This is a genomic window from Actinoplanes subglobosus (assembly GCF_042650585.1).
Lineage (GTDB): Bacteria > Actinomycetota > Actinomycetes > Mycobacteriales > Micromonosporaceae > Actinoplanes > Actinoplanes subglobosus.
Map to the genome: position 1 here is coordinate 697,658 of NZ_JBHSBL010000018.1, position 18,589 is coordinate 716,246.

The 18,589-nt window shown below is 70.7% G+C and carries 14 protein-coding genes; 8 read left to right on the top strand and 6 right to left on the bottom strand.

Annotation, left to right across the window (positions count from 1 at the left end):
* Positions 1 to 4 precede the first annotated feature (4 nt).
* From ACFO0C_RS25125 to ACFO0C_RS25145, 5 genes are read left to right on the top strand one after another with little or no spacing between them, the layout of a single operon-like run.
* Positions 5 to 655, top strand: a complete 651-nt coding sequence (locus ACFO0C_RS25125; protein ID WP_378069090.1) for a PulJ/GspJ family protein — start codon at positions 5 to 7, stop codon at positions 653 to 655.
* Entirely contained in the window at positions 652 to 2,172 is a 1,521-nt protein-coding gene (locus ACFO0C_RS25130) for an RICIN domain-containing protein (RefSeq protein ID WP_378069091.1), read from the top strand. Before ACFO0C_RS25125 ends, ACFO0C_RS25130 begins: the two co-directional genes overlap by 4 nt.
* Positions 2,162 to 3,565 carry an Ig domain-containing protein gene (locus ACFO0C_RS25135; RefSeq protein WP_378069092.1) on the top strand — a complete coding sequence of 468 codons (1,404 nt, stop codon included), beginning with the start codon at positions 2,162 to 2,164 and terminating at the stop codon, positions 3,563 to 3,565. Before ACFO0C_RS25130 ends, ACFO0C_RS25135 begins: the two co-directional genes overlap by 11 nt.
* Positions 3,565 to 4,161: a type II secretion system protein gene (locus ACFO0C_RS25140; RefSeq protein ID WP_378069093.1), complete on the top strand. Its 597-nt coding sequence runs from the start codon at positions 3,565 to 3,567 to the stop codon at positions 4,159 to 4,161. Before ACFO0C_RS25135 ends, ACFO0C_RS25140 begins: the two co-directional genes overlap by 1 nt.
* Positions 4,158 to 5,741, top strand: a complete 1,584-nt coding sequence (locus ACFO0C_RS25145; protein WP_378069094.1) for an RICIN domain-containing protein — start codon at positions 4,158 to 4,160, stop codon at positions 5,739 to 5,741. The genes ACFO0C_RS25140 and ACFO0C_RS25145 overlap by 4 nt, the downstream gene beginning before the upstream one ends.
* On the opposite strand, the gene ACFO0C_RS25150 is transcribed toward ACFO0C_RS25145, so the two are convergent.
* Positions 5,738 to 6,580, bottom strand: coding sequence for a hypothetical protein (locus ACFO0C_RS25150; protein ID WP_378069095.1), 843 nt, complete (start codon positions 6,578 to 6,580; stop codon positions 5,738 to 5,740). The genes ACFO0C_RS25145 and ACFO0C_RS25150 overlap by 4 nt on opposite strands.
* Before the next feature lie 37 nt (positions 6,581 to 6,617).
* Positions 6,618 to 7,118: a SigE family RNA polymerase sigma factor gene (locus ACFO0C_RS25155; RefSeq protein ID WP_378069096.1), complete on the bottom strand. Its 501-nt coding sequence runs from the start codon at positions 7,116 to 7,118 to the stop codon at positions 6,618 to 6,620.
* 157 nt (positions 7,119 to 7,275) lie between these two features.
* On the opposite strand from ACFO0C_RS25155, the gene ACFO0C_RS25160 reads away from it, so the two are divergent.
* Positions 7,276 to 8,073 carry a sulfite exporter TauE/SafE family protein gene (locus ACFO0C_RS25160; RefSeq protein ID WP_378069097.1) on the top strand — a complete coding sequence of 266 codons (798 nt, stop codon included), beginning with the start codon at positions 7,276 to 7,278 and terminating at the stop codon, positions 8,071 to 8,073.
* A 20-nt stretch (positions 8,074 to 8,093) separates the two neighbouring features.
* Here ACFO0C_RS25160 and ACFO0C_RS25165 read toward each other — a convergent pair whose 3' ends face one another.
* Genes ACFO0C_RS25165 through ACFO0C_RS25175 form a run of 3 tightly spaced genes read right to left on the bottom strand, consistent with a single transcriptional unit; the run spans position 8,094 to position 11,769 of the window.
* Positions 8,094 to 8,585: a beta-class carbonic anhydrase gene (locus ACFO0C_RS25165; protein WP_378069098.1), complete on the bottom strand. Its 492-nt coding sequence runs from the start codon at positions 8,583 to 8,585 to the stop codon at positions 8,094 to 8,096.
* 26 nt (positions 8,586 to 8,611) lie between these two features.
* Positions 8,612 to 9,370, bottom strand: a complete 759-nt coding sequence (locus ACFO0C_RS25170; protein WP_378069153.1) for an AAA family ATPase — start codon at positions 9,368 to 9,370, stop codon at positions 8,612 to 8,614.
* Complete coding sequence (locus ACFO0C_RS25175) at positions 9,331 to 11,769, bottom strand: glycogen/starch/alpha-glucan phosphorylase (protein ID WP_378069099.1); 2,439 nt, start codon at positions 11,767 to 11,769, stop codon at positions 9,331 to 9,333. The genes ACFO0C_RS25170 and ACFO0C_RS25175 overlap by 40 nt, the downstream gene beginning before the upstream one ends.
* A gap of 101 nt (positions 11,770 to 11,870) precedes the next feature.
* On the opposite strand from ACFO0C_RS25175, the gene ACFO0C_RS25180 reads away from it, so the two are divergent.
* Entirely contained in the window at positions 11,871 to 12,515 is a 645-nt protein-coding gene (locus ACFO0C_RS25180; RefSeq protein WP_378069100.1) for a 4'-phosphopantetheinyl transferase family protein, read from the top strand.
* On the opposite strand, the gene ACFO0C_RS25185 is transcribed toward ACFO0C_RS25180, so the two are convergent.
* Entirely contained in the window at positions 12,506 to 13,966 is a 1,461-nt protein-coding gene (locus tag ACFO0C_RS25185; RefSeq protein ID WP_378069101.1) for an ArnT family glycosyltransferase, read from the bottom strand. The genes ACFO0C_RS25180 and ACFO0C_RS25185 overlap by 10 nt on opposite strands.
* 382 nt (positions 13,967 to 14,348) lie before the next feature.
* Between ACFO0C_RS25185 and ACFO0C_RS25190 the strand changes: the two genes are divergently transcribed.
* Positions 14,349 to 18,569: an nSTAND1 domain-containing NTPase gene (locus tag ACFO0C_RS25190; RefSeq protein WP_378069102.1), complete on the top strand. Its 4,221-nt coding sequence runs from the start codon at positions 14,349 to 14,351 to the stop codon at positions 18,567 to 18,569.
* Positions 18,570 to 18,589 lie beyond the last annotated feature (20 nt).

The window sequence follows — 18,589 nt, forward strand, 5'->3', positions numbered from 1 at the left end:
GCGCGTGCGGCGGCGTGACGATGAGGGCTACTCCCTCGTGGAAGTCCTGGTGGCGGCCAGCCTGATGTCGGTGGTGATGGCGGTGTCGGTGACCGCTGTCCTGCAGATCTACTCCAGCATCAACCGCACCGAGGAGACGGTGGCGGTCCGTGACGCCATCGACGTCAGCTTCCGGCGGCTGGACCGGGAGATGCGGTACGCGACGCGGGTGAACCTGCCGACCAAGGTGAACGGCCGCTGGTACCTGGAGTACCAGCTGCCGATCACGGACGGCAGCACCAACGCTCCGTGCCGGCAGCTCAAGCTGGAGAACGGGGTCCTCACCCTGTCGTCCTGGAAGCTCCCCGCGATCACCCCGGAGAAGCCGTTCATCATCGCCTCCGGCGTGACGGCGGACACCACCAAGGGGCCGGTCGAGATCTACGCGCCGGGCGACAAGCCCTACGCCACGGCCACCGCCGGTGCGGCCGGCGTGGGCTCCGCTTTCGAACCTCAGTTCCTGCAGTTCAGGCTGAAGTTCTCGGTCAACACCGGAAAGGTCTCGCTGCCGTTCGACAGCGCGTTTACCGCGCAGAACATCGACCGCGACCTCTATCGCCAGATCACCGCCGGTGCGGTGTCGAACGACTGCAGCAAGGGAAGGCCGACCTCATGATCACGCTCCGCTTCTCCCGTGACGATCGCGGCTCGCTGCCGATGGCGATGATGATCGTGACCGTCGGCGTCGTCATGGCGGCGATGATGCTGCCGGTCGTCGTCCAGCAGATCAAGACCACCCGGGGCATCGTCGACCGCAACACGGCCCTCAACGGGGCGCAGGTCGGGCTCGACGTGGTGATGGCCCGGGTCCGGGCGGCCTCCGTCGACAAGGACGGCGACGGCCAGATGGAGGGCCAGCTCGAGGACATGCCCCCGTGCCTGGTCGAAGGTGACGCCGGGGTCAGCGGCACCGGTGAGAAGCTCAAGTACAAAGTCAAGATCGACTACTACGACCAGGACAACACCTATCTGGGTTGCCCGCTCACCAAGGTGCCGTCCACCGCCAAGGTGACGTCCATCGGCCTGTCGCCGCAGGCCGTGACCTCCTCCAGCGGCACGTCGACGAGCGGCGCCCGCACGCTGACCGCCACCTACGTCTTCTCCACCAGCAACACCAACATCCCGGGCGGCGCTATCCGGATCGCCGCGACCACGACCGCCAGCCTGTGCTTCGACGCCGGCTCGTCGAAGCCGGCGGCCGGCACCGCCCTCGTGGTGAAGGTCTGCAACGGCAGCAGCACCCAGCAGTTCGGCTACACCGCCGACCTGTACCTGAAGCTGATCAACTCGGAGACCGACTCCAACAAGAGCCTCGGCATGTGCCTGACGCCGGCCAGCACCACGCACGCCAACAACGTCGCCCTGGTCTTCAAGAACTGCCCGGACGTGACCCGCTCCACCGAGTACCAGTGGAGCCTGGACGGCAGCAGCCAGTTCCACTCGACCAGCACCAAGTCGGCGATCGAGAGCTTCTGCGTCAACATGAAGGCCGCGAACACGATCGGCACCGCGGTCGTCCTCAACACCTGCTCGGGCAACACGTCGCTGGTCATCTGGCGGTCGGACCCGGGTGTCGGTGCGGGCATGGCCGGCGACTCCACCAACCAGCTGGTCAACTACGCCCAGTTCAGCCGTTGCCTCGACGTGACCAGCAAGAGCACCAGCTCGACGTACATGATCGCCTGGTTCTGCAAGCAGAGCCCGAGCGGCTCGGTCGACTGGAACCAGATCTGGACGCACCCGATCCCGGTCGCGCCCGAGACCAAGAAGACCGGTCCGATCGCGGTCAGCTCGAACGGCACCAACTACTTCTGCCTGAAGTCGCCGCAGAGCGCGTCCGCGACCATCTACGTGACGACGGTGGCCTGCGACCCCAAGTCCACGACTCTGGCCGACAACCTGATGTGGACCGTCTTCCACGCCACCGACACCTACGCCTCCAGCTACCGGATCATGGACAGCAAGGGCTTCTGCCTCCAGCCCACCGACCTCAACGCCACCGTCAAGGACACCCACAGCGACGGTACGAGCAAGGTCAAGGTCGAGAAGTGCAGCAGCGCCGAGCTCCAGAAGTGGAACGCGCCCGCGAACATCAGCAAGCTGACGCCGATCACGAACGTCAATGAGAACTAGTGACGGCACCGCCTCGGACACGGGCTTCACCCTGGTGGAGACCGTGGTGGCGATCATGGTCGTCATGGTGGTGACGGCGTCACTCACCGGACTGTTCATCACGACGAGCCGGCTCGCGCATCTGCACGGCGACAAGCAGACCGCGATCCAGCTCGCTGACGACGCCATGGAACGCGTGCACGCCCTGAAGGTCGCGGCCGTCCTCACCGGCCGCGACCAGAAGAGCGTGCAGGCGCAATGGGCGAACCCGCTCAGCGACGTCCACGCCATGCTCGACAGCGCGGTCACCGACCTCGCCTACGACGACGACGCGGCCGACGGCGCCGGCGCCACCGCCGCGGTGCCGACCGCGCCGCTGGAGAGGACCCTCAACGGTCTGACCTACCGGCAGTACTTCTACATCGGCACCTGCGTACGGCCGTCGGCCGCCTCCTCCGAATGCGTCGCCGCGTCCGTCGCGGCGAACGCCGGAAAGAGCGCTGTCATCCCGTTCTACCGGGTCATCGTCGCGGTGACCTGGCCCGGCCGGCTCTGCACCGGCAACGTCTGCACCTATGTCAGCTCGTCCCTGATCGGCAGCAAGACCGAGGAGCCGGTCTTCAACACCAACGCCGGTGCCGACGAACTGGACCTCACCACCGAGATGGACAGCACCGTCTACGACGACGTCACGCTGCCGCTCACCCTCGACTTCACGGCCACCGGCGGCGAGGGCGTCCTCACCTGGTCGGCCGTCAACCTGCCGCCCGGCCTGGCGATCAGCTCGTCGACCGGCACGATCAGCGGCACACCCACCACGGCCGGCACCTACGCCACCCGGGTCGTCGTCAGCGATGTCTACGACCAGCAGGACTACGTCGCCTGGAGCTGGCAGATCAAGGCACTGCCGGTGATCAGCACCGCCAACACCAGCGCCGTGACGATCAAGGGCGGTGTCGCCTTCACGAAGACGTTCGCCGCGACCGGCGGATCACCGACCCTCGTCTGGTCGGCGACCGGTCTGCCGCCGGGCCTCACCATGGCCGCGGCCACCGGCATCGTCTCCGGCACACCGACCGCGGTCGGCTCCTGGACGTCGACGATCACCGTCACCGACGGACATCAGCAGGCGGGCGTGAAGACCTTCACCTTCACCGCCGCCGCGCTGTCGATGAGCGTCGCCGCGCAGACCCTCACGATCAACACCGCCGCCTCGGTGACGATCGCGGCGGCCGGCGGCATCCAGCCCTACACCTACACCGGCACCAACCTGCCCACCGGACTGGCCATGGACGCCTCGACCGGAGTGGTCAGCGGTACACCCACCAGGACCGGCAGCTGGACCGTCGTGATCAAGGTGGTGGACGCGGCCGGCACCACGGTCAGCAAGAACGCCACGTGGAAGGTGACGTGATGAGGCGGCGCGACGACGACGGCTACACCCTCGCCGAGCTCATCGTCGCGACCACGCTGATGGGGGTGGTCACCGCCGTGACCACCACCGCCATCGTGCAGATCTACCGGTCGTACAACGCGACCGACACCGAGATCGAGGCCCAGACGCAGGTCACCACGGCGTTCCGGGTCCTGGATCAGGAGATCAGGTACGCCCGGAGCATCAGCGACGCGGGACAGCTCGACGGTGATCACTACGTGGAGTACCTGGTCAACCTCGACGACGTCGACACGTGCGTGGAACTGCGGCTGCGTACGTCGACGAAGGAACTCCAGCGTCGCCAGTGGGCCAAGAACACCGGCTCGCCGGCACCGACCGCCTGGACCACGCTCGCCTCGTCGATCATGTCGGACCTGCCCTTCACGGTCATTCCCGCCGACTCCAACGCCATCGACGGCTTCCGCTACCAGCGGCTGCGGGTCCACTTCACGGCGACCGTCGGCACCGGCCCCGCCGCGTCCAGCCGGGTCACCGACATCACCTTCACCGCGCTCAACGCGACCGCCGACGACAACTCGGGGACCTGCACCGAAGCCAGGGGAGTCAGCTCATGAGGACGTGGCCGTGCCGCGGGGACGACGGGTCGCTCCCCATCGCCGTCCTGATCACGCTCGTCGGCGTCAGCCTGAGCGCGATGCTCACCGGCATGGTGGTCAACGCGATCAGCGACTCCAACCTCAACGCCCGCCGGGTGCTGGCACTGCACGCCGCCCAGGCCGGCCTCGACGTCGGGCTCGCCCAGGTGCGTGGCGCGGTCAAGAACAACGCGATCACCGGCGCGGAGGAGGGCGACCGTTCCCAGTTGCCGTGCAGCGCCCTCACCGGCACCGTCGGCGCCGGCAACACCTCGTCGTACACGGTGACGGCCGCCTACTACCGCACCGACCCGCAGGGGCAGGACGCCGCCTGGCTGCGGAGCAACGCCATCTCCTGCGCCACGGTCGGCGGCCCGCAGTACGTCCCCGCCTACGCCCGGTTCACGTCGGTCGGCAAGGCGGTCACCGGTGGGCGCACCATGACCCGGACTTTGAGCGGCACCTACGTGCTGCACACCACGAACGCCAACATCTACGGCGGGCTCATCCACGCGTACCGGACCAGCAGCAGCGTCAAGGACTACTGCATCGACGCCGGATCCGGCGACCCGGCCGCCGGCACCGAGGTCACCATGCAGCTGTGCAGCGCCGGTGCGGTCGCGCAGACGTGGGCGTACACCGACTCGCTGCAGATCGTGCTGGTCGCCTCGCAGAAGCCGTCCCGGCCGCTCGGCATGTGCCTGGAGGCCGGTACCACCCACACCACCGGCAACATCGTCACCGTCCAGCCCTGTCAGGGCACCAAGCCCTCGCTGTACCGGCAGCAGTGGAGCTTCAACGGCTCCGCCGAATTCGTCGGCTCCGAGCTGACGGCCGGCTCCAACACCGACGGCTCCTGTTTCTACCGGGCCACCGACGGCGCGGCCGACAGCAAGCTCCTCCTGATCGTCAACTCGTCGGCCTGCAACACCAGCACGGTCAACGCCCGCCGCTGGGCACCGGACGCCGCGGTCGGTGCCGGCATGGCCGCCTCCCCGGCCGGACAGGCCGTCGGTCAGCTGGTCAACTACAACCAGTTCGGCCGGTGCCTCGACGTCACCGAGAAGAACGTCAGCTTCGTCCACATGATCGCCTGGCCCTGCAAGCAGAACCCGAACCCGGCCAACGTCGAGTGGAACCAGCGGTACAGCCTGCCCGCCCTCGACACCACGAAGGCCGGGACCGCCGACAACCACGCCACCGGGACGATCACCACCAACAACGGGTCGGTCTACTGCCTGACCAGCCCGGCGGCGACCGCCCTGGGCCAGTACGTGCAGGCCAAGTCGTGCACCGGCGCCACCAACCAGCGCTGGACCGTCTACGGCGAGACCAACAAGTACGCCACCAGCTACCAGATCGTCGACGGGACCGGGAAGTACTGCCTGCAGCCGCACGACCCGAAGTCCGAGGACGGCCCCGACTACTACCAGCCGACCACGTACAAGATCAGCAAGATCTACGTCGGCGTCTGCAACGGCTCCACGCTGCAGAAGTGGAACGCCGACCAGAACGTGATCGCCGCCCTCGCCCTGAAGGACGTCAAGGAGACCGACTAGCCGGTGGGGAAGAAGTTGCCGTACACCTCGAGGGGGTTCGAAGCCGTCGCGGCGACGGCCCGGTAGGTGTCACCACCCGCGTTGCGCCCGCCCGACGGGTGGCTGTATTTCGCGGTGAACGTGTAGGTGCCCGGAGCGAGGGTGTCGGCCGGGGAGAGCGTGAACCGGTAGACGAACGCACCCGCCTCCTCGGCGACCACGGTGCTGACACTGCCGCCGGGCGCCTGCTTGGTGCCGCCGCGGGAGACCAGACCGTCGGTACGCGCCACCCGGATCACCACCTCCAGGGCGGTCAGCTCCTCGGTGGTCTTCAGCGTCACGATGCTCGCGCCCTCGGTGTCGCCGCTGTCCGGGTCGATCGAACCGTCGGACCAGAGCGGGCCCTGGCTGACCCGGGTGAAGCCCGGCTGCCCCTTGGTGAGCGACGGCGACGGGGTCGCGGCCGACGTCGTCCGGCTCGGCGCCGGGCGGGTGGCCGGCGGTGTCGTGGTGGCGGCGGGCGTCGACGGGGCGATGCTCACCGGGTCGGTGGGCGGCGGGCTGGTCACGGTCACCGCCGGGGCGATCGACGTCGCCGGGGCGGCGTCGTCGCTGTCGTCGGCACCGGCCAGCGCCCACGTGCCGACACCGCCACCGCCGAAGACCGTCACGACGGCGGCGACCACGGCGGCCATCCGCACGCGGGGGCCACGGCGCACCACCGCGGCACGACGGCGCCCACGGCCGCTGTCCTGCATGGCGGCCGTGGTGATCCGGTCGAGGATGGCGTCGCGGTCGGGCCGGTGCGCCTCCGCCTCGGCCCGCAGTGCCGCCCGGAGGTGGTCGTCGGAGAGCCTCACCGTGCCACCTCCCATCGTGCCGCCGACTCGGGAAGTCTCATCGTGCCGCCTCCCAGCCGTCGATGCGAACGTGGTCACCCAATAGTTCGGCAAGCTGCTTCGCGCCGCGGGACGTCGAGCTCTTCACCGCGCCGACGGAGATACCCAGGATCGCGGCTACCTCACGTTCCGGCAGGTCGAAGGCGTACCGCAGGACCACGCAGGCACGACGCCGGTGCGGGAGGCGGCGCAGGGCGCCACGGACGTCGAGGACGGCCGGTACGTCCGTGTCACGGCCACGACGGAACGCCTCGAACGACAGCAGACGCTCCCGGCCGCGGCGGCGCACCCAGCCGCGGGCCAGGTTCATCACGATGCCGTGGCCGTAGGCGACCGGGTCGTCGGCGGCGTTCACCCGGTCCCAGTGCCGCCACACCTCGGTCAGCGCGTCGGCGGCGAGATCGTCGGCGACGTCCGGCTCGCCGGTCATCAGGTACGCCAGACGGGACAGCGAGGCATGATGCCGCTCGAAATACGCGCGGAAGGCGTCGTCGCGCATCGGCATCCTCCTCCCCTTGATGACCGGACCGGACCGGACGACGTTAGAGATCCGGACCGGCGCGCGGCAAGGGCTGTTCGGCCGGTGAGACGCGGATATCATCCCGAACGCCGGGAGTCATATCCCACCCGGCGCATGGATTCGATAGGTTGCCGCGGTGGAGACCGGCTGGCAGACCGGGCTGGCCGGGTTCACCGCCGGCCTGCTCATCTCGATCGTGACCGCACCGGTCGGGGTCTCCGGCGCGGTGTTCCTGCTGCCCGTCCAGTTGAGCGTCCTGCACGTACCCAATCCGGCGGTCACCCCGACGAACCTGCTCTACAACGTGCTCGCAGGCCCCGGCGCGCTGGTCCGTTACCTGAGGCAGGGCGGCTTCGACCGTCCGCTGACCCGGTTGCTGATCGCCGGCACTCTGCCCGGCGTGGTGCTCGGCGCCTTCCTGCGTGTGTTCGCACTCCCCGGCCCACGGGTGTTCCGCCTCGTCGTAGCGGCGGTGCTGCTGCCCCTCGGCCTGTGGCTGTGCCTGCGGGCCCTCCGCCCGCCCCGCCCGGCCCCGGGGGCCGGCCGAGGCCGGAACCTTCCGATCCGTTGGCTCGGGCTGGGCGTCGGAACGGTCGGCGGGATCTATGGCATCGGTGGCGGCTCCCTCCTGGGGCCGATCCTCGCCGGGGCCGGGATCCCGATGGCCACGGTCGCCCCCGCCGCTCTGGCCTGCACGTTCGTGACGTCACTCGCGGGCGCCGGCACCTACGGCCTGATCGCTCTCGCCACCGGCGGCACCGAGATCGCCCCGCACTGGACACTGGGCCTGCTCTGTGGTGCCGGTGGCCTGATCGGCGGTTACCTGGGCGCCCGTCTGCAGAGACGTATCCCGGAGGCGGCGCTGCGCTTCCTGCTCGGAACCCTGGCCGTGGCCTTGGCGGTCGTCTACCTGATCCAGGCCATCCGGTCATAGACCGAAGCCCACCGGGCGTCTCAGGAGACCTCGCGGAGCTTTCCGGTGGTGACGTCGTAGACGAAACCCCGGACCGAGGACTTCACCGGGATGAACGGGTCGGCCTGGATCCGCCGGAGGGACTGGCGGACGTTCTCGTCGAGGTCGGTGAAGGCCTCGGCCGCCCAGGAGGGCTTGAGGCCGACCTCTCGTTCGATGTCGGCCTTGAAACCGTCGTCGGTGAAGGTCAGCATGCCGCAGCCGGTGTGCTGGATCAGGATGATCTCGGTGGTGCCGAGGAGGCGCTGGCTGATGGCGAGGCTGCGCAGCCCGTCGGCGGTGACGACACCCCCGGCGTTGCGGATCACGTGGGCGTCGCCTTCGGTCAGGCCGAGCAGCCCGTACGGGTTGAGGCGCGCGTCCATGCAGGCCAGAACGGCGACCCCGCGCGACGGAGGAAGTGGCAGCCCGCCCTTGTCGAAGGTGGCGGCATAGTGTTCGGCGTGGGTCAGCAGTTCATCGGTGACGCTCATGTCAAAACATGCTAACCAGATAGGCTCTATAGAGACAGGTGTCTGAGGAAACGGCCCGGATCGGCGAGGAACGCCCTGGTCAGCGCGACCGGTTCGGCCTGGTCGTAGGGGACCTCGCGGATCGGCCCCTCCGGTGTGATCTCCAGGATCGTGGCGCCGGGCGAGGCCAGCAGGATCGGCGAGTGGGTGGCGATCAGGAACTGGCTGCCCGCCTCGACCAGGTCGGCGATGCGCAGCAGCAGGGCCAGGCACCCGTTGACCGACAGTGCCGCCTCGGGCTCGTCGAGGAGGTAGAGGCCGCCGGGCCGGAACCGGTGGGCGGCCAGGTCGAGGAAGGACTCGCCGTGGGATCGCTGGTGCGGCGAGACCCCGCCGTAGGAGCCGGTGACGCCGAGACGCTCGATCTCCGTGGCCACGTTGTAGTACGACTCGGCGCGCAGGAAGAAACCGGACCGGGGATTTCGTCCCGGCGTACGGACAAGGGTCAGATGTTCGCCGAGGGACGACTCGCTGGAGCGGGTCGCGAACCGGAACGACTCGGATCCGCCCTCGGGGTTGAGGCCGGCGGCCACCGCGACCGCCTCGATCAGGGTGGACTTGCCGCTCCCGTTGTCGCCGGACAGCAACGTGACCGCGGTGGGGAAACGCAGCTCCCGGCCGTCCGCGAGAGCGCGGACGGCCGGGAGATCGAACGGGTATCCGGCCCGGGGCGCACCGTCGAGCCGGATCGCTCTGATGAACAGGGTCAGTCCAGCCGGGGGACGGCCACCGGCGCGACCCGCCAGATGCGGGCGGCGTAGTCGGCGACCGTACGGTCCGCGCTGAAGAACCCGCTGTGTGCGGTGTTGAGGATCGACATCCTGGTCCAGCGGGCGGTGTCCCGCCAGGTCTTCTCGACGTGCTCCTGCGACTCCAGATAGGACCGGAAGTCGCCGAGCGTCAGATACTCGTCCCAGTCGAGCAGGCTACCCGCCACCCGCCGGCCGACGTCGCCGAAGATGCCCGAGATGAGCGTGTCCATGGCGGCCCGCAACTCGTCGTCCCGCTCGTAGTAGTGGCGAGGGTGGTACCCGTTGGCCCGGGCCTGCGCCGCCTCGTACGCGTCCATGCCGAAGAGGAAGAAGTTGTCCTCGCCGACCCGGGCGCGGATCTCGATGTTGGCCCCGTCGAGCGTGCCGATCGTGATGGCGCCGTTGAGGGCCAGTTTCATGTTGCCGGTGCCGGACGCCTCCTTGCCGGCGAGCGAGATCTGCTCGGACAGGTCGGCGGCCGGGATGATCCGCTCGGCCAGGGTGACGTTGTAATTGGAGGGGAAGACGACTTTGAGGTACGGCGAGACGACAGGATCAGCCTCGATGCGGGCCGCGATCGTGGCGATGAGCCGGATGATGTCCTTCGCCGCGTGGTAGGCGGGCGCGGCCTTGCCGGCGAACAGCACGGTGCGCGGCACCCAGTCGGCCGCCGGGTTCTGGCGGATCCGCTGGTAGAGCGTGATGACGTGGAGCAGTTTCAGCTGCTGCCGCTTGTACTCGTGGAACCGCTTGATCATCACGTCGGTGAGCGAGTCGGGGTCGCCCACGGCCAGGTCGACCTTGTTGGCCCGCTTGATCGCCTGCCAGCGCTCCCGGAACGAGCTGTCGTCGGCGAGCCGCTCCAGCCCGGCCAGTCTCTCCAGGTCACGCAGCCAGCCGTCGTCGCCGAGGCCCTCGGTGATCAGGTCCGACAACCGGGGGTTCGAGAGCTTGACGAACCGGCGGGGCGAGACGCCGTTGGTGACGTTCTGGAATTTCGCCGGCCACAGGGCGGCGAAGTCGTCGAGGACCGTCTCGCGCAGCAGTTTCGAGTGCAGCTCGGCGACGCCGTTGACGGCCTCGGTGCCGACCACGGCGAGATGCGCCATCCGGACCCGGCGCTCCGGCTCCTCCTGAATGATCGACATCCGGCGCAGGCGGTCGTGGTCGCCGGGGAACCGGGCCTCGACCTCGCGCAGGAACAGCATGTTGATCAGGTAGATGATCTCCAGATGCCGGGGCAGGAGCTTCTCGAACATCCGGACCGGCCAGGTCTCGAGAGCCTCCGGCAGGAGGGTGTGACAGGTGTAGGCGAAGGTCTTCCGGGTGATCTCCCAGGCCTTCTCCCATGGCACCTCGTACTCGTCGACGAGCAGGCGCATCAGCTCGGGGATCGCGATCGTCGGGTGGGTGTCGTTGAGCTGGATGACCGTCTTGTCGGCGAACGTGTCCCAGCCCTCGTTGCGCAGCCGGAACCGGCGCACGATGTCCCGCAGCGAGCAGGAGACCAGGAAATACTGTTGCTTCAGCCGCAGCTCACGGCCCAGCTCGGTGCTGTCGTCGGGGTAGAGGACCTTGCTGATGTTCTCGGCGCGGACCGCCTCCTGCACGGCCTCCGCGTACTGTCCGGCGGAGAACCGGCTCAGGTCGAACGAGGCCTCACTGGCCTTGGCGCTCCACAGCCGGACGATGTTGACCGTCTCGGTGCCGTAGCCCGGGACCAGCATGTGGCTGGGCTCGCCGAGCACGATCTCACCCGGCACCCAGGTCTTGCGGGTCTCCGAACCGGGGATCGGCTCGGTGTGCCCGTAGAAGCCGACGGTCTGCCGGTCGTCGGGCGCCGGGAACTCCCACGGGTTGCCCTGGAACGCCCAGTCGTCGGGCAGCTCGGTCTGCCCGTTCTCGGTGATGACCTGGCGGAAGATGCCCAGGTCGTAACGGATGCCGTAACCGACGGCCGGAATGTCCCGGGTGGCCAGCGAGTCGACCAGGCAGGCCGCGAGCCGCCCCAGGCCGCCGTTGCCCAGACCCGGCTCCACGTCCAGGTCCTCGAGGTCCTCCAGGCTGAAGCCGAGAGCCTTGACCGCCTCGGCGGCGAGGTCCCCGGTGCCGGAGTAGAGCAGGTTCTGTTCGAGCTGTGCGCCGAGCAGGTATTCCGCGGAGAGGTAGTAGACCCAGCGGGGGTTGCTGGCGAACTGCGCGGCAGCGGTCCGCGCCCGGCGCTCGGCGAGGTGGTCGCGCACGGTCTGGGAGAGCGCCTCGTACGCGTCGCGCGCGCTCGCCGACTCCACGGTCGTGCCGCGCCGGTAATAGAGGTTGCTCAACAGGTCCTGCTGGAACTCATCGGTGGTCTTGCCCAGTTTGCGTAGACCGATGCCCTGTCGAAGATCCATGCCGCCATTGTGCCTCCGGGAGGTTTCAGAACACCCCTCTTGGAGCTAACGGCCCGATCGTCCGCTTTCCGACTCCGGAGCGGCGGGTGGGAGACTGCCGTGTGCTCCACGATCTGCTGCCGTCATCCGTGGCCACCGCCGAGGCGTTCGGTGACGACCCGGACGAGCCGTGCTTCCCCGGTGAGGAGGACCTGGTCGCGACCGCTGTCGCCGGCCGCCGCCGGGAGTTCGTGACGGCCCGGCGCTGCGCCCGGGAAGCCCTCGGGCGACTCGGGTTCGCGCCGGCGCCGATCCGTCCCGGGCCGCGCCGCGAGCCCCTCTGGCCGGACGGCGTGGCCGGCAGCATCACCCACTGTGCCGGTTACCGGGCCGCCGCCGTCGCCCGCGTCACCGACGTCGCGAGCCTGGGTATCGACGCCGAGACGCATGCCCCGCTGCCGCCCCGGGTGCTCCCGGCGGTGACCGCTCCCGGCGATCGCGAGCATCTGGCCGGTCTCGCCGCCCGGGACCCGGCGATCCACTGGGACCGGCTGCTCTTCTCGGCCAAGGAATCCGTCTACAAGGCGTGGTTCCCGGTGACCCGGCGCTGGCTCGGCTTCGACGAGGCGAGCCTCGACATCGACCCGCTCGGCGGCACCTTCACCGCACACATCCGGGTCGAGTCGCCCTGGCCCACCCTGCACGGCCGCTGGCAGGTGACCGGCGGCCTGGTCCGGACCGCCGTGACGATCACCGGTCAGCTGTAGTGCTGCAGCTCGGGCCAGGCCAGGGACCACGGGCGGTCCATCCGGCAGACGTGGACGCGGACGCCGACCTCCTCGTTCTCCACACCGAGCGAGTTGTGCAGCGTCGCCCTCGGCACGCAGGTCCCGAGTGACTCCGGCGGCGTGTCGATGACCGCGATCACGATCTTCTTCGAGTCCGGTGGCGGGCCGAACTGGTGCAGCGCGTTGTGTCCGCTGTAGACCTGCGGCAGGCGGAGCGACGGTCCGTACCGGTCGAGTGCCCCCGCCTCGCCGTAGTTGGCGGTGAACAGCACTGATCGTTGCCGGTCGGTGGCCGACAGGCCGGCCCAGACGGTGCCGATCTGCCACACGTACTCCCGCCAGCCGATCTGGTCGGGAATCGTCTGGTTCATCTCGGCCGGCAGCGACCCGGCCACCGCCCGCTCAGGGATCACCGGCAGCGACGAGACCACCGCGGCTGCCGACGTGACCAGGACCGCCCCGGCGACCAGCACCTGACGGCCATGCCGCCCGCTCACCCAGCGCCCGGCCACCACGGCCCCGATCGCATGCAGGCCGAGCAGCAGGCCCACCGTGTAATACGGCTGCCCGGCGGTCACCAGGACCACGACGACCATCAGGGGGTACGCCACAGCCAGCGCCCGCAACCGCCGCAACCTCGGGTCGCGCGCCAGCACGACGAGGCCGGCGATCCACACCGGAGGCAGCGCCAGCAGGACGAACTGGAGCGGCACCAGCATCACCCGGGACTCGCCGCCCTTGTCCGCCGCGATCGCCGCCGCCATCCGCGCCTGCGGGAACCCCTCGGTCACCTGGTAGATCAGGTTGGGCGCGCCGATGACCACGGCCGCCGCCACGCCGATCCACAACTCCCGGGACCGCAGGACCTCGCGCGGCCCGGCCAGCAGCACCGACACTCCCAGGCAGAGCAGCAGCAACAGCACGAGATGCTTGTTCCACAGGCCCAGCCCGGCCACGACACCGGCGCCCAGCCACGCCCGCGGCCGTGCCCAGAGCAGCGCCCGGATCACGAAGAACAGCACGCCCAGCCAGACCAGCAGGTCCGGTGTGGAGGTCGAGGTGACGTGGGCCGACGACAACGGGAACACGCCGAGCACACCGGCCGCCGCGATCGACTGGCCGGCGGCGCCGCCGCCGGTCTCGCGGGCGATCGCCGCGGCCACCAGTGCGGTGAGCCCGAGAAGCACGGCGGCCGGCACCCGGATCGCCCACAGGGTGTCGCCGAACATGTCGATGCCGAGCCGGACCAGCATCGGGGTGAACGGCGGCTGGTCGGCGTAGCCCCACTGCGGATGCTCGCCGAGGATCCGGAAGTACAACTCGTCGCGGTGGTAGCCGTAACCGTTCGCAGTGATCAGAAGCAGTAGCGTGGCGGCGGTCGCGGTCAGGCCGACGGGCCACCAGGCGTACGGCTGACGGGCAGAATCCATACGCTGCGTATCTGAGGTGTCACTGAGCGCATCGACCACGGTCCCACCGTACGGGCCGTCGCCCACCGGCCGCCAATGTCAACTCGACCAGCCCGCACCCAAGAGGCACGTGCCGCACCCGCGGCAGGCGCCGTCACCCTCGACCGTCCCGTCCGCACGCAGCAGATACGGGCACGGCTCCCCGGTAGGTGTCGGATAACGGCGGTCGGGCTCGACCTTGCGGGGCTGTTCCGAAACGGTCGTGGTGGTCATACCTCCATTGGCACACGGAACCCGGTCGGCGTACCCGGGCCGAAAGTCCCGCCGGTTCGGGCGGGTCATCCCCTGGAGTGCCGGTGCCATCATGAGGTCGGCGATGTCCGTCGATGTCCACGGAGGAGCGTTGACCGAGCCCGAGCCCCGTGAGCCCGACCGTCCGGCCGCCGCCGAACGGGCCCGTGCGGGCGTGCGCTCCTGGGTCCGGGCCGCCGGCCGCCGCACCCGGGCCGGATTGCGATCGGCCAGCCCGTACGCCATCCTCGCCTTTCTCACCGCCTCCGCGGTCGCCCCGGTCGCCGGCGCCGGGCTCGGCGCGCCGGACGCCTTCGCCGCCGCCCTCGACCAGGTCGGCGGCCTGGGCAGCAACTTCCTCGCCGACACCCTGAGCGAGACGGCGAAACGGCTGCGCGACCGGGACCCGCAGGCGGCCGGCTGGAGCGAGGAGCAGTGGCGCGACGCGATCGCCGCGGACCTGCTGCCCCGGCTCGCCGCCGCCGACGAGCAGGGCCGCGCGCTGCATGAGGAGATCTCCCGGGTGCTGCGCGGGGTGGACGCGGTCGGTGCCGCCATCACCGAGGCCGCGATCACCGACGAGGAGCTGCGGCACCAGCTGGAGGCGGCGTTCCGGGAGCTCGGGCTGGGCGTCGGCGAGCTCGGCTGGATGATCACCGAGGTCCGGCAGAGCGTCGACGGGCTGCGCCAGCAGTTCGCCGTGCAGAGCCTGGAGCTGAGCCGCCAGCTGGAGCAGGTGCGGCGGCATCTGGCGGGCGTGGCCCGGGAGCAGCTGCCGGCGGGGGACGACGTGCCCGCCGACGTGCCGGGGGGAGTCGTTCCGCCGTACCCCGGGCTGGTCAGTTTCCAGCCGGAGGACGCACCCCGCTTCCGCGGCCGGGAGACGCAGATCGCGCAGCTTCTCAGCCGCCTCGCCGAGCAGGCGGTCGGCGGGCCGCCGCTGATCGTCACCGGGGTCTCCGGTGCCGGCAAGTCGTCGCTGCTGCGGGCCGGTCTGCTGCCGGCCCTCGGCGCCGGTGCGCTCGGTGCCGAGCCCGCCTCGTGGGCATGGGTGCTGACCAGCCCCGGTGCCTCCCCGGTGGCCGATCTGGTGGCCCGCCTGCACGGCCTGACCGGTCCCGGCGACGACGTGCCGCACGACGACCTGGTCAAGGCGGTCCGCGCCGAACCGCACCGGATCGGTGTGCTGGCCGCGGCCGCCGCCGCGGCCGGTCGCCGCCCGGTCATCGTGGTGGACCAGTTCGAGGAGCTGTTCACCCAGTGTCCCGACCCGGCCGAGCGGCTCGCCTACGCGACGGCGCTGGCCACCGCCGCACCGGCTCTGGTGGTGATCGCGGTCCGGTCCGACTTCTACCCGGCGTGTGCCGCGCTGCCGCCGCTGGCGACGATCCTCGCCGCCGGGCACGTCGTCCTCGGGCCGCTGGACAGCGAGGACATCCGCCGGGCCGTCGTCGAACCGGCCGAGCACGCCGGCCTCACCGTCGAGCCGGGCCTGCCCGACCTGCTCCTGCACGACCTGGGTGCCGACGAGCGGGACGGCTACCAGCCGGGAGCGCTGCCGCTGCTGGCCCACGCGCTGCGTGCCACCTGGGACCGGCGGGAGGGGATCCGGCTGACCGTGGCCGCCTACCGGGCCACCGGGGGCATCCGGCACGCCATCGCCGAGACCGCCGAGCGCATCTACCTGGACCTGCCACCGGAGGACCGGGACCGCCTGCGGGACGCCCTGCTGGCCCTGGTCACGGTCATCAGCGACGGTACGGCGGTCCGCCGCCGCGGTGAGCGGGCCGCCAGCGACTCCCGGGTGCTGCGCCGCCTCGTCCGGGCCCGGCTCGTCACGGTCGGCGCGGACACCGTGGAGATCAGCCACGAGGCGCTGCTGACCAGCTGGCCCCGGCTGGCCGGCTGGGTCGCCGAGGCCCGCGAGGACCTGCTGCTGCGCCAGTCGGTGACCGAGGCGGCCCGCGACTGGGACCGCTCCGGTCGCGACCCCGACCTGCTGCCCCGCGGCTCCCGCCTGCTCGCCGCCCGCGAGCGGGTCCCGTCCGGCGACGGCGTGCCCCCGCTGGTCGGTGAGTACCTGGCCGCCGGTGGTGCCGCCGCCGAGCACGAGCAGCGTGCCCGGGAACGGGCCACCCGGCGGCTCCGGCGGATGGTCGCCGGTCTCGCCGCGGCGCTGCTGCTCGCCGTCGGCGGCGGTCTGGTCGCCCTGGACGGGCAGCGCACCGCCGAGACGGTCGGCCGGGACGCCCGTTCCCGGCAGTTCGCCGCCGAGGCCCTCGCGCTGCTCGACCAGGACGAGCCGGCCGCCGTCCGCCGGGCGCTGGCCGCGTGGAGCGAGGAGCCGACCACCGAGGCGCGGGGCGCGCTGCTCTCCACGCAGATGGTGCGGTTCGCCGGCCGGCTCGGCACGGTGCCGGGCGGCTACTCGGCGGCGGTCAGCCCGGACGGGAGCCGGATCGCGATCGGCGACAACAAGGGTGTCGTCCGGCTCTGGGACACCGCCACTCTCACCGAGGTCGGCCCGCCACTGGCCTACCCCGACCCGCCGGCGGGCATCGAGACGATCTGGGTCAACTCGGTGGCGTTCTCTCCGGACGGCCGCTATCTGGCGTCCGGCGCGGTCGTGCCCGACGGGCTGCGGATCTGGGACGCGGCCACCGGCACCCCGCTGCGGTCGCTGCCCGCGTTCGGTGCGGTCGCCTGGCTGCCCGGCACGTCCACGGTCGTGGCGACCAGCACCACCACCGGCACTACCGAGCAGAAGAATCTGGGCTTCTGGGACGCGGCCACCGGCCGGTCGATCCGGACCCTGCCGGTCGGTGCCGACAGCGCCACCTCACTGTCGATCAGTCCGGACGGCGCGTACGTTGCGGAGACCGGGACCCAGGCCGTCGCCGAGGTGTGGCGGCTCAGCGACGGCCGCCGCATGATGACGGTGACCGGGCCGAGGTTCCTCGCCTTCGCGCCGGACGGTTCGCTGATCACGAACGAGGAGGGCACCGGCGGGCAGGGCCGGCTCAAGCAGTGGGAGACCGGCACCGGCCGCAAACTGCGCGACATCACCCCGGAGGACCATCTCAGCCCGACGCCGGCGCCGTTCGCGGTCACCGGCGACGGCATGATCATCGCCGCCTCCACCCGCCGCAGCGTGGACCTGTGGTCACTGACCAGCGACACCCTCGGGACCCTGCGCACCGGCCTGTCCGTCTACGGCGCGTCGGCGGCCTCGGCCAACGGGCAGGTGGTGGTGGTGACCGCGCCGACCGGACCGTCGGTCGTGCACCGGCGGGTGGTCGACTCCCTCAACACCGACGGCGAGGTCTACGGCGCGGTGTTCTCGCCGGACGGCCGGCGGGTGGCGGCCGGCGGTGAGGACGGGACGGTCCGGATCTGGGACACCGCCTCCCGGCAGCTGCTCACCTCGTTCCGGCCGTCCGGGCCGGTGAGCGGGCTGGTCCACGCCGGCGGCGGGCTTCTGGCGCTGGTCACCGCCGAGAACACTCTGGAACTGTGGGACGGGGCCGGGAAGCGGCAGCTCCGGCTGGAACTGGGTCAGTGCTCCAGCGACCTGGCCGTCTCGCCGGACGGCGGGTTCCTCGCGGTGGCCCTGTTCACCTGCCTCGGCGAAGGCGAGGTGGGGACGCCCGGCGAGATCCACGTGTTCGACGTCGCCGCCCGCCGGATGCGTGGCGAGATCGTGCTGGGCAAACCGTCGGACGAGAAGACCGAGTCGACCTACGCGCTGTCCTACTCCGCCGACGGGAAGATCCTGTACGCCGCGGTCACCACCGGCAGTATCGAGCGGTCCGACCCCGGGTACTTCGCCGATCTGCGGTCCTGGCATGCGGACGACCTGACCCCGGTCGGTGAGTCCCGGCAGCTGGGCCGCTATCAGCCGCTGGACCTCGCGGTCGCGCCGGACGGGCGGTCGATGGCCGTGACCGGGACGAACCGGTTCGTCGACGTGCGCAACGGCGACGGCTCGGCCTCCCTGTGGACGACACGTGAGCAGGGCGACCAGATCGACCGGGTGGCGTTCTCACCGGACGGGCGCACTCTCGCGGTGAGCGACCGGGCCGGGCCGATCGTCCTCTGGGACACCGCGGCCCGGTCTCCGCAGGCCACCCTGCGCGGGCACATCGCCGTGGTGGCGGCGCTGGCCTTCTCACCGGACGGAGGCCTGCTGGTCAGCGGATCCTTCGACTCGCTCGTCTCGGTGTGGGCGCTGGATCCGGCGGTCGCGGGGCGCAAGCTGTGCGGTATCGCGGCGGGGCTCAGCCGTGACGACGGGGAGAAGGTGCCGGCCTATTGCGACCGGTTCGGCAAGTGAGTTTCCTCCGGGAAGGTGTC

Coding starts and splice junctions, on each gene's coding strand:
- ACFO0C_RS25130 (WP_378069091.1), top strand. CDS start 652: ATGATCACGCTCCGCTTCTCCCGTGACGATCGCGGCTCGCTGCCGATG.
- ACFO0C_RS25135 (WP_378069092.1), top strand. CDS start 2,162: ATGAGAACTAGTGACGGCACCGCCTCGGACACGGGCTTCACCCTGGTG.
- ACFO0C_RS25140 (WP_378069093.1), top strand. CDS start 3,565: ATGAGGCGGCGCGACGACGACGGCTACACCCTCGCCGAGCTCATCGTC.
- ACFO0C_RS25145 (WP_378069094.1), top strand. CDS start 4,158: ATGAGGACGTGGCCGTGCCGCGGGGACGACGGGTCGCTCCCCATCGCC.
- ACFO0C_RS25155 (WP_378069096.1), bottom strand. CDS start 7,118: ATGCGCGACGACGCCTTCCGCGCGTATTTCGAGCGGCATCATGCCTCG.
- ACFO0C_RS25165 (WP_378069098.1), bottom strand. CDS start 8,585: ATGAGCGTCACCGATGAACTGCTGACCCACGCCGAACACTATGCCGCC.
- ACFO0C_RS25175 (WP_378069099.1), bottom strand. CDS start 11,769: ATGGATCTTCGACAGGGCATCGGTCTACGCAAACTGGGCAAGACCACC.
- ACFO0C_RS25185 (WP_378069101.1), bottom strand. CDS start 13,966: ATGGATTCTGCCCGTCAGCCGTACGCCTGGTGGCCCGTCGGCCTGACC.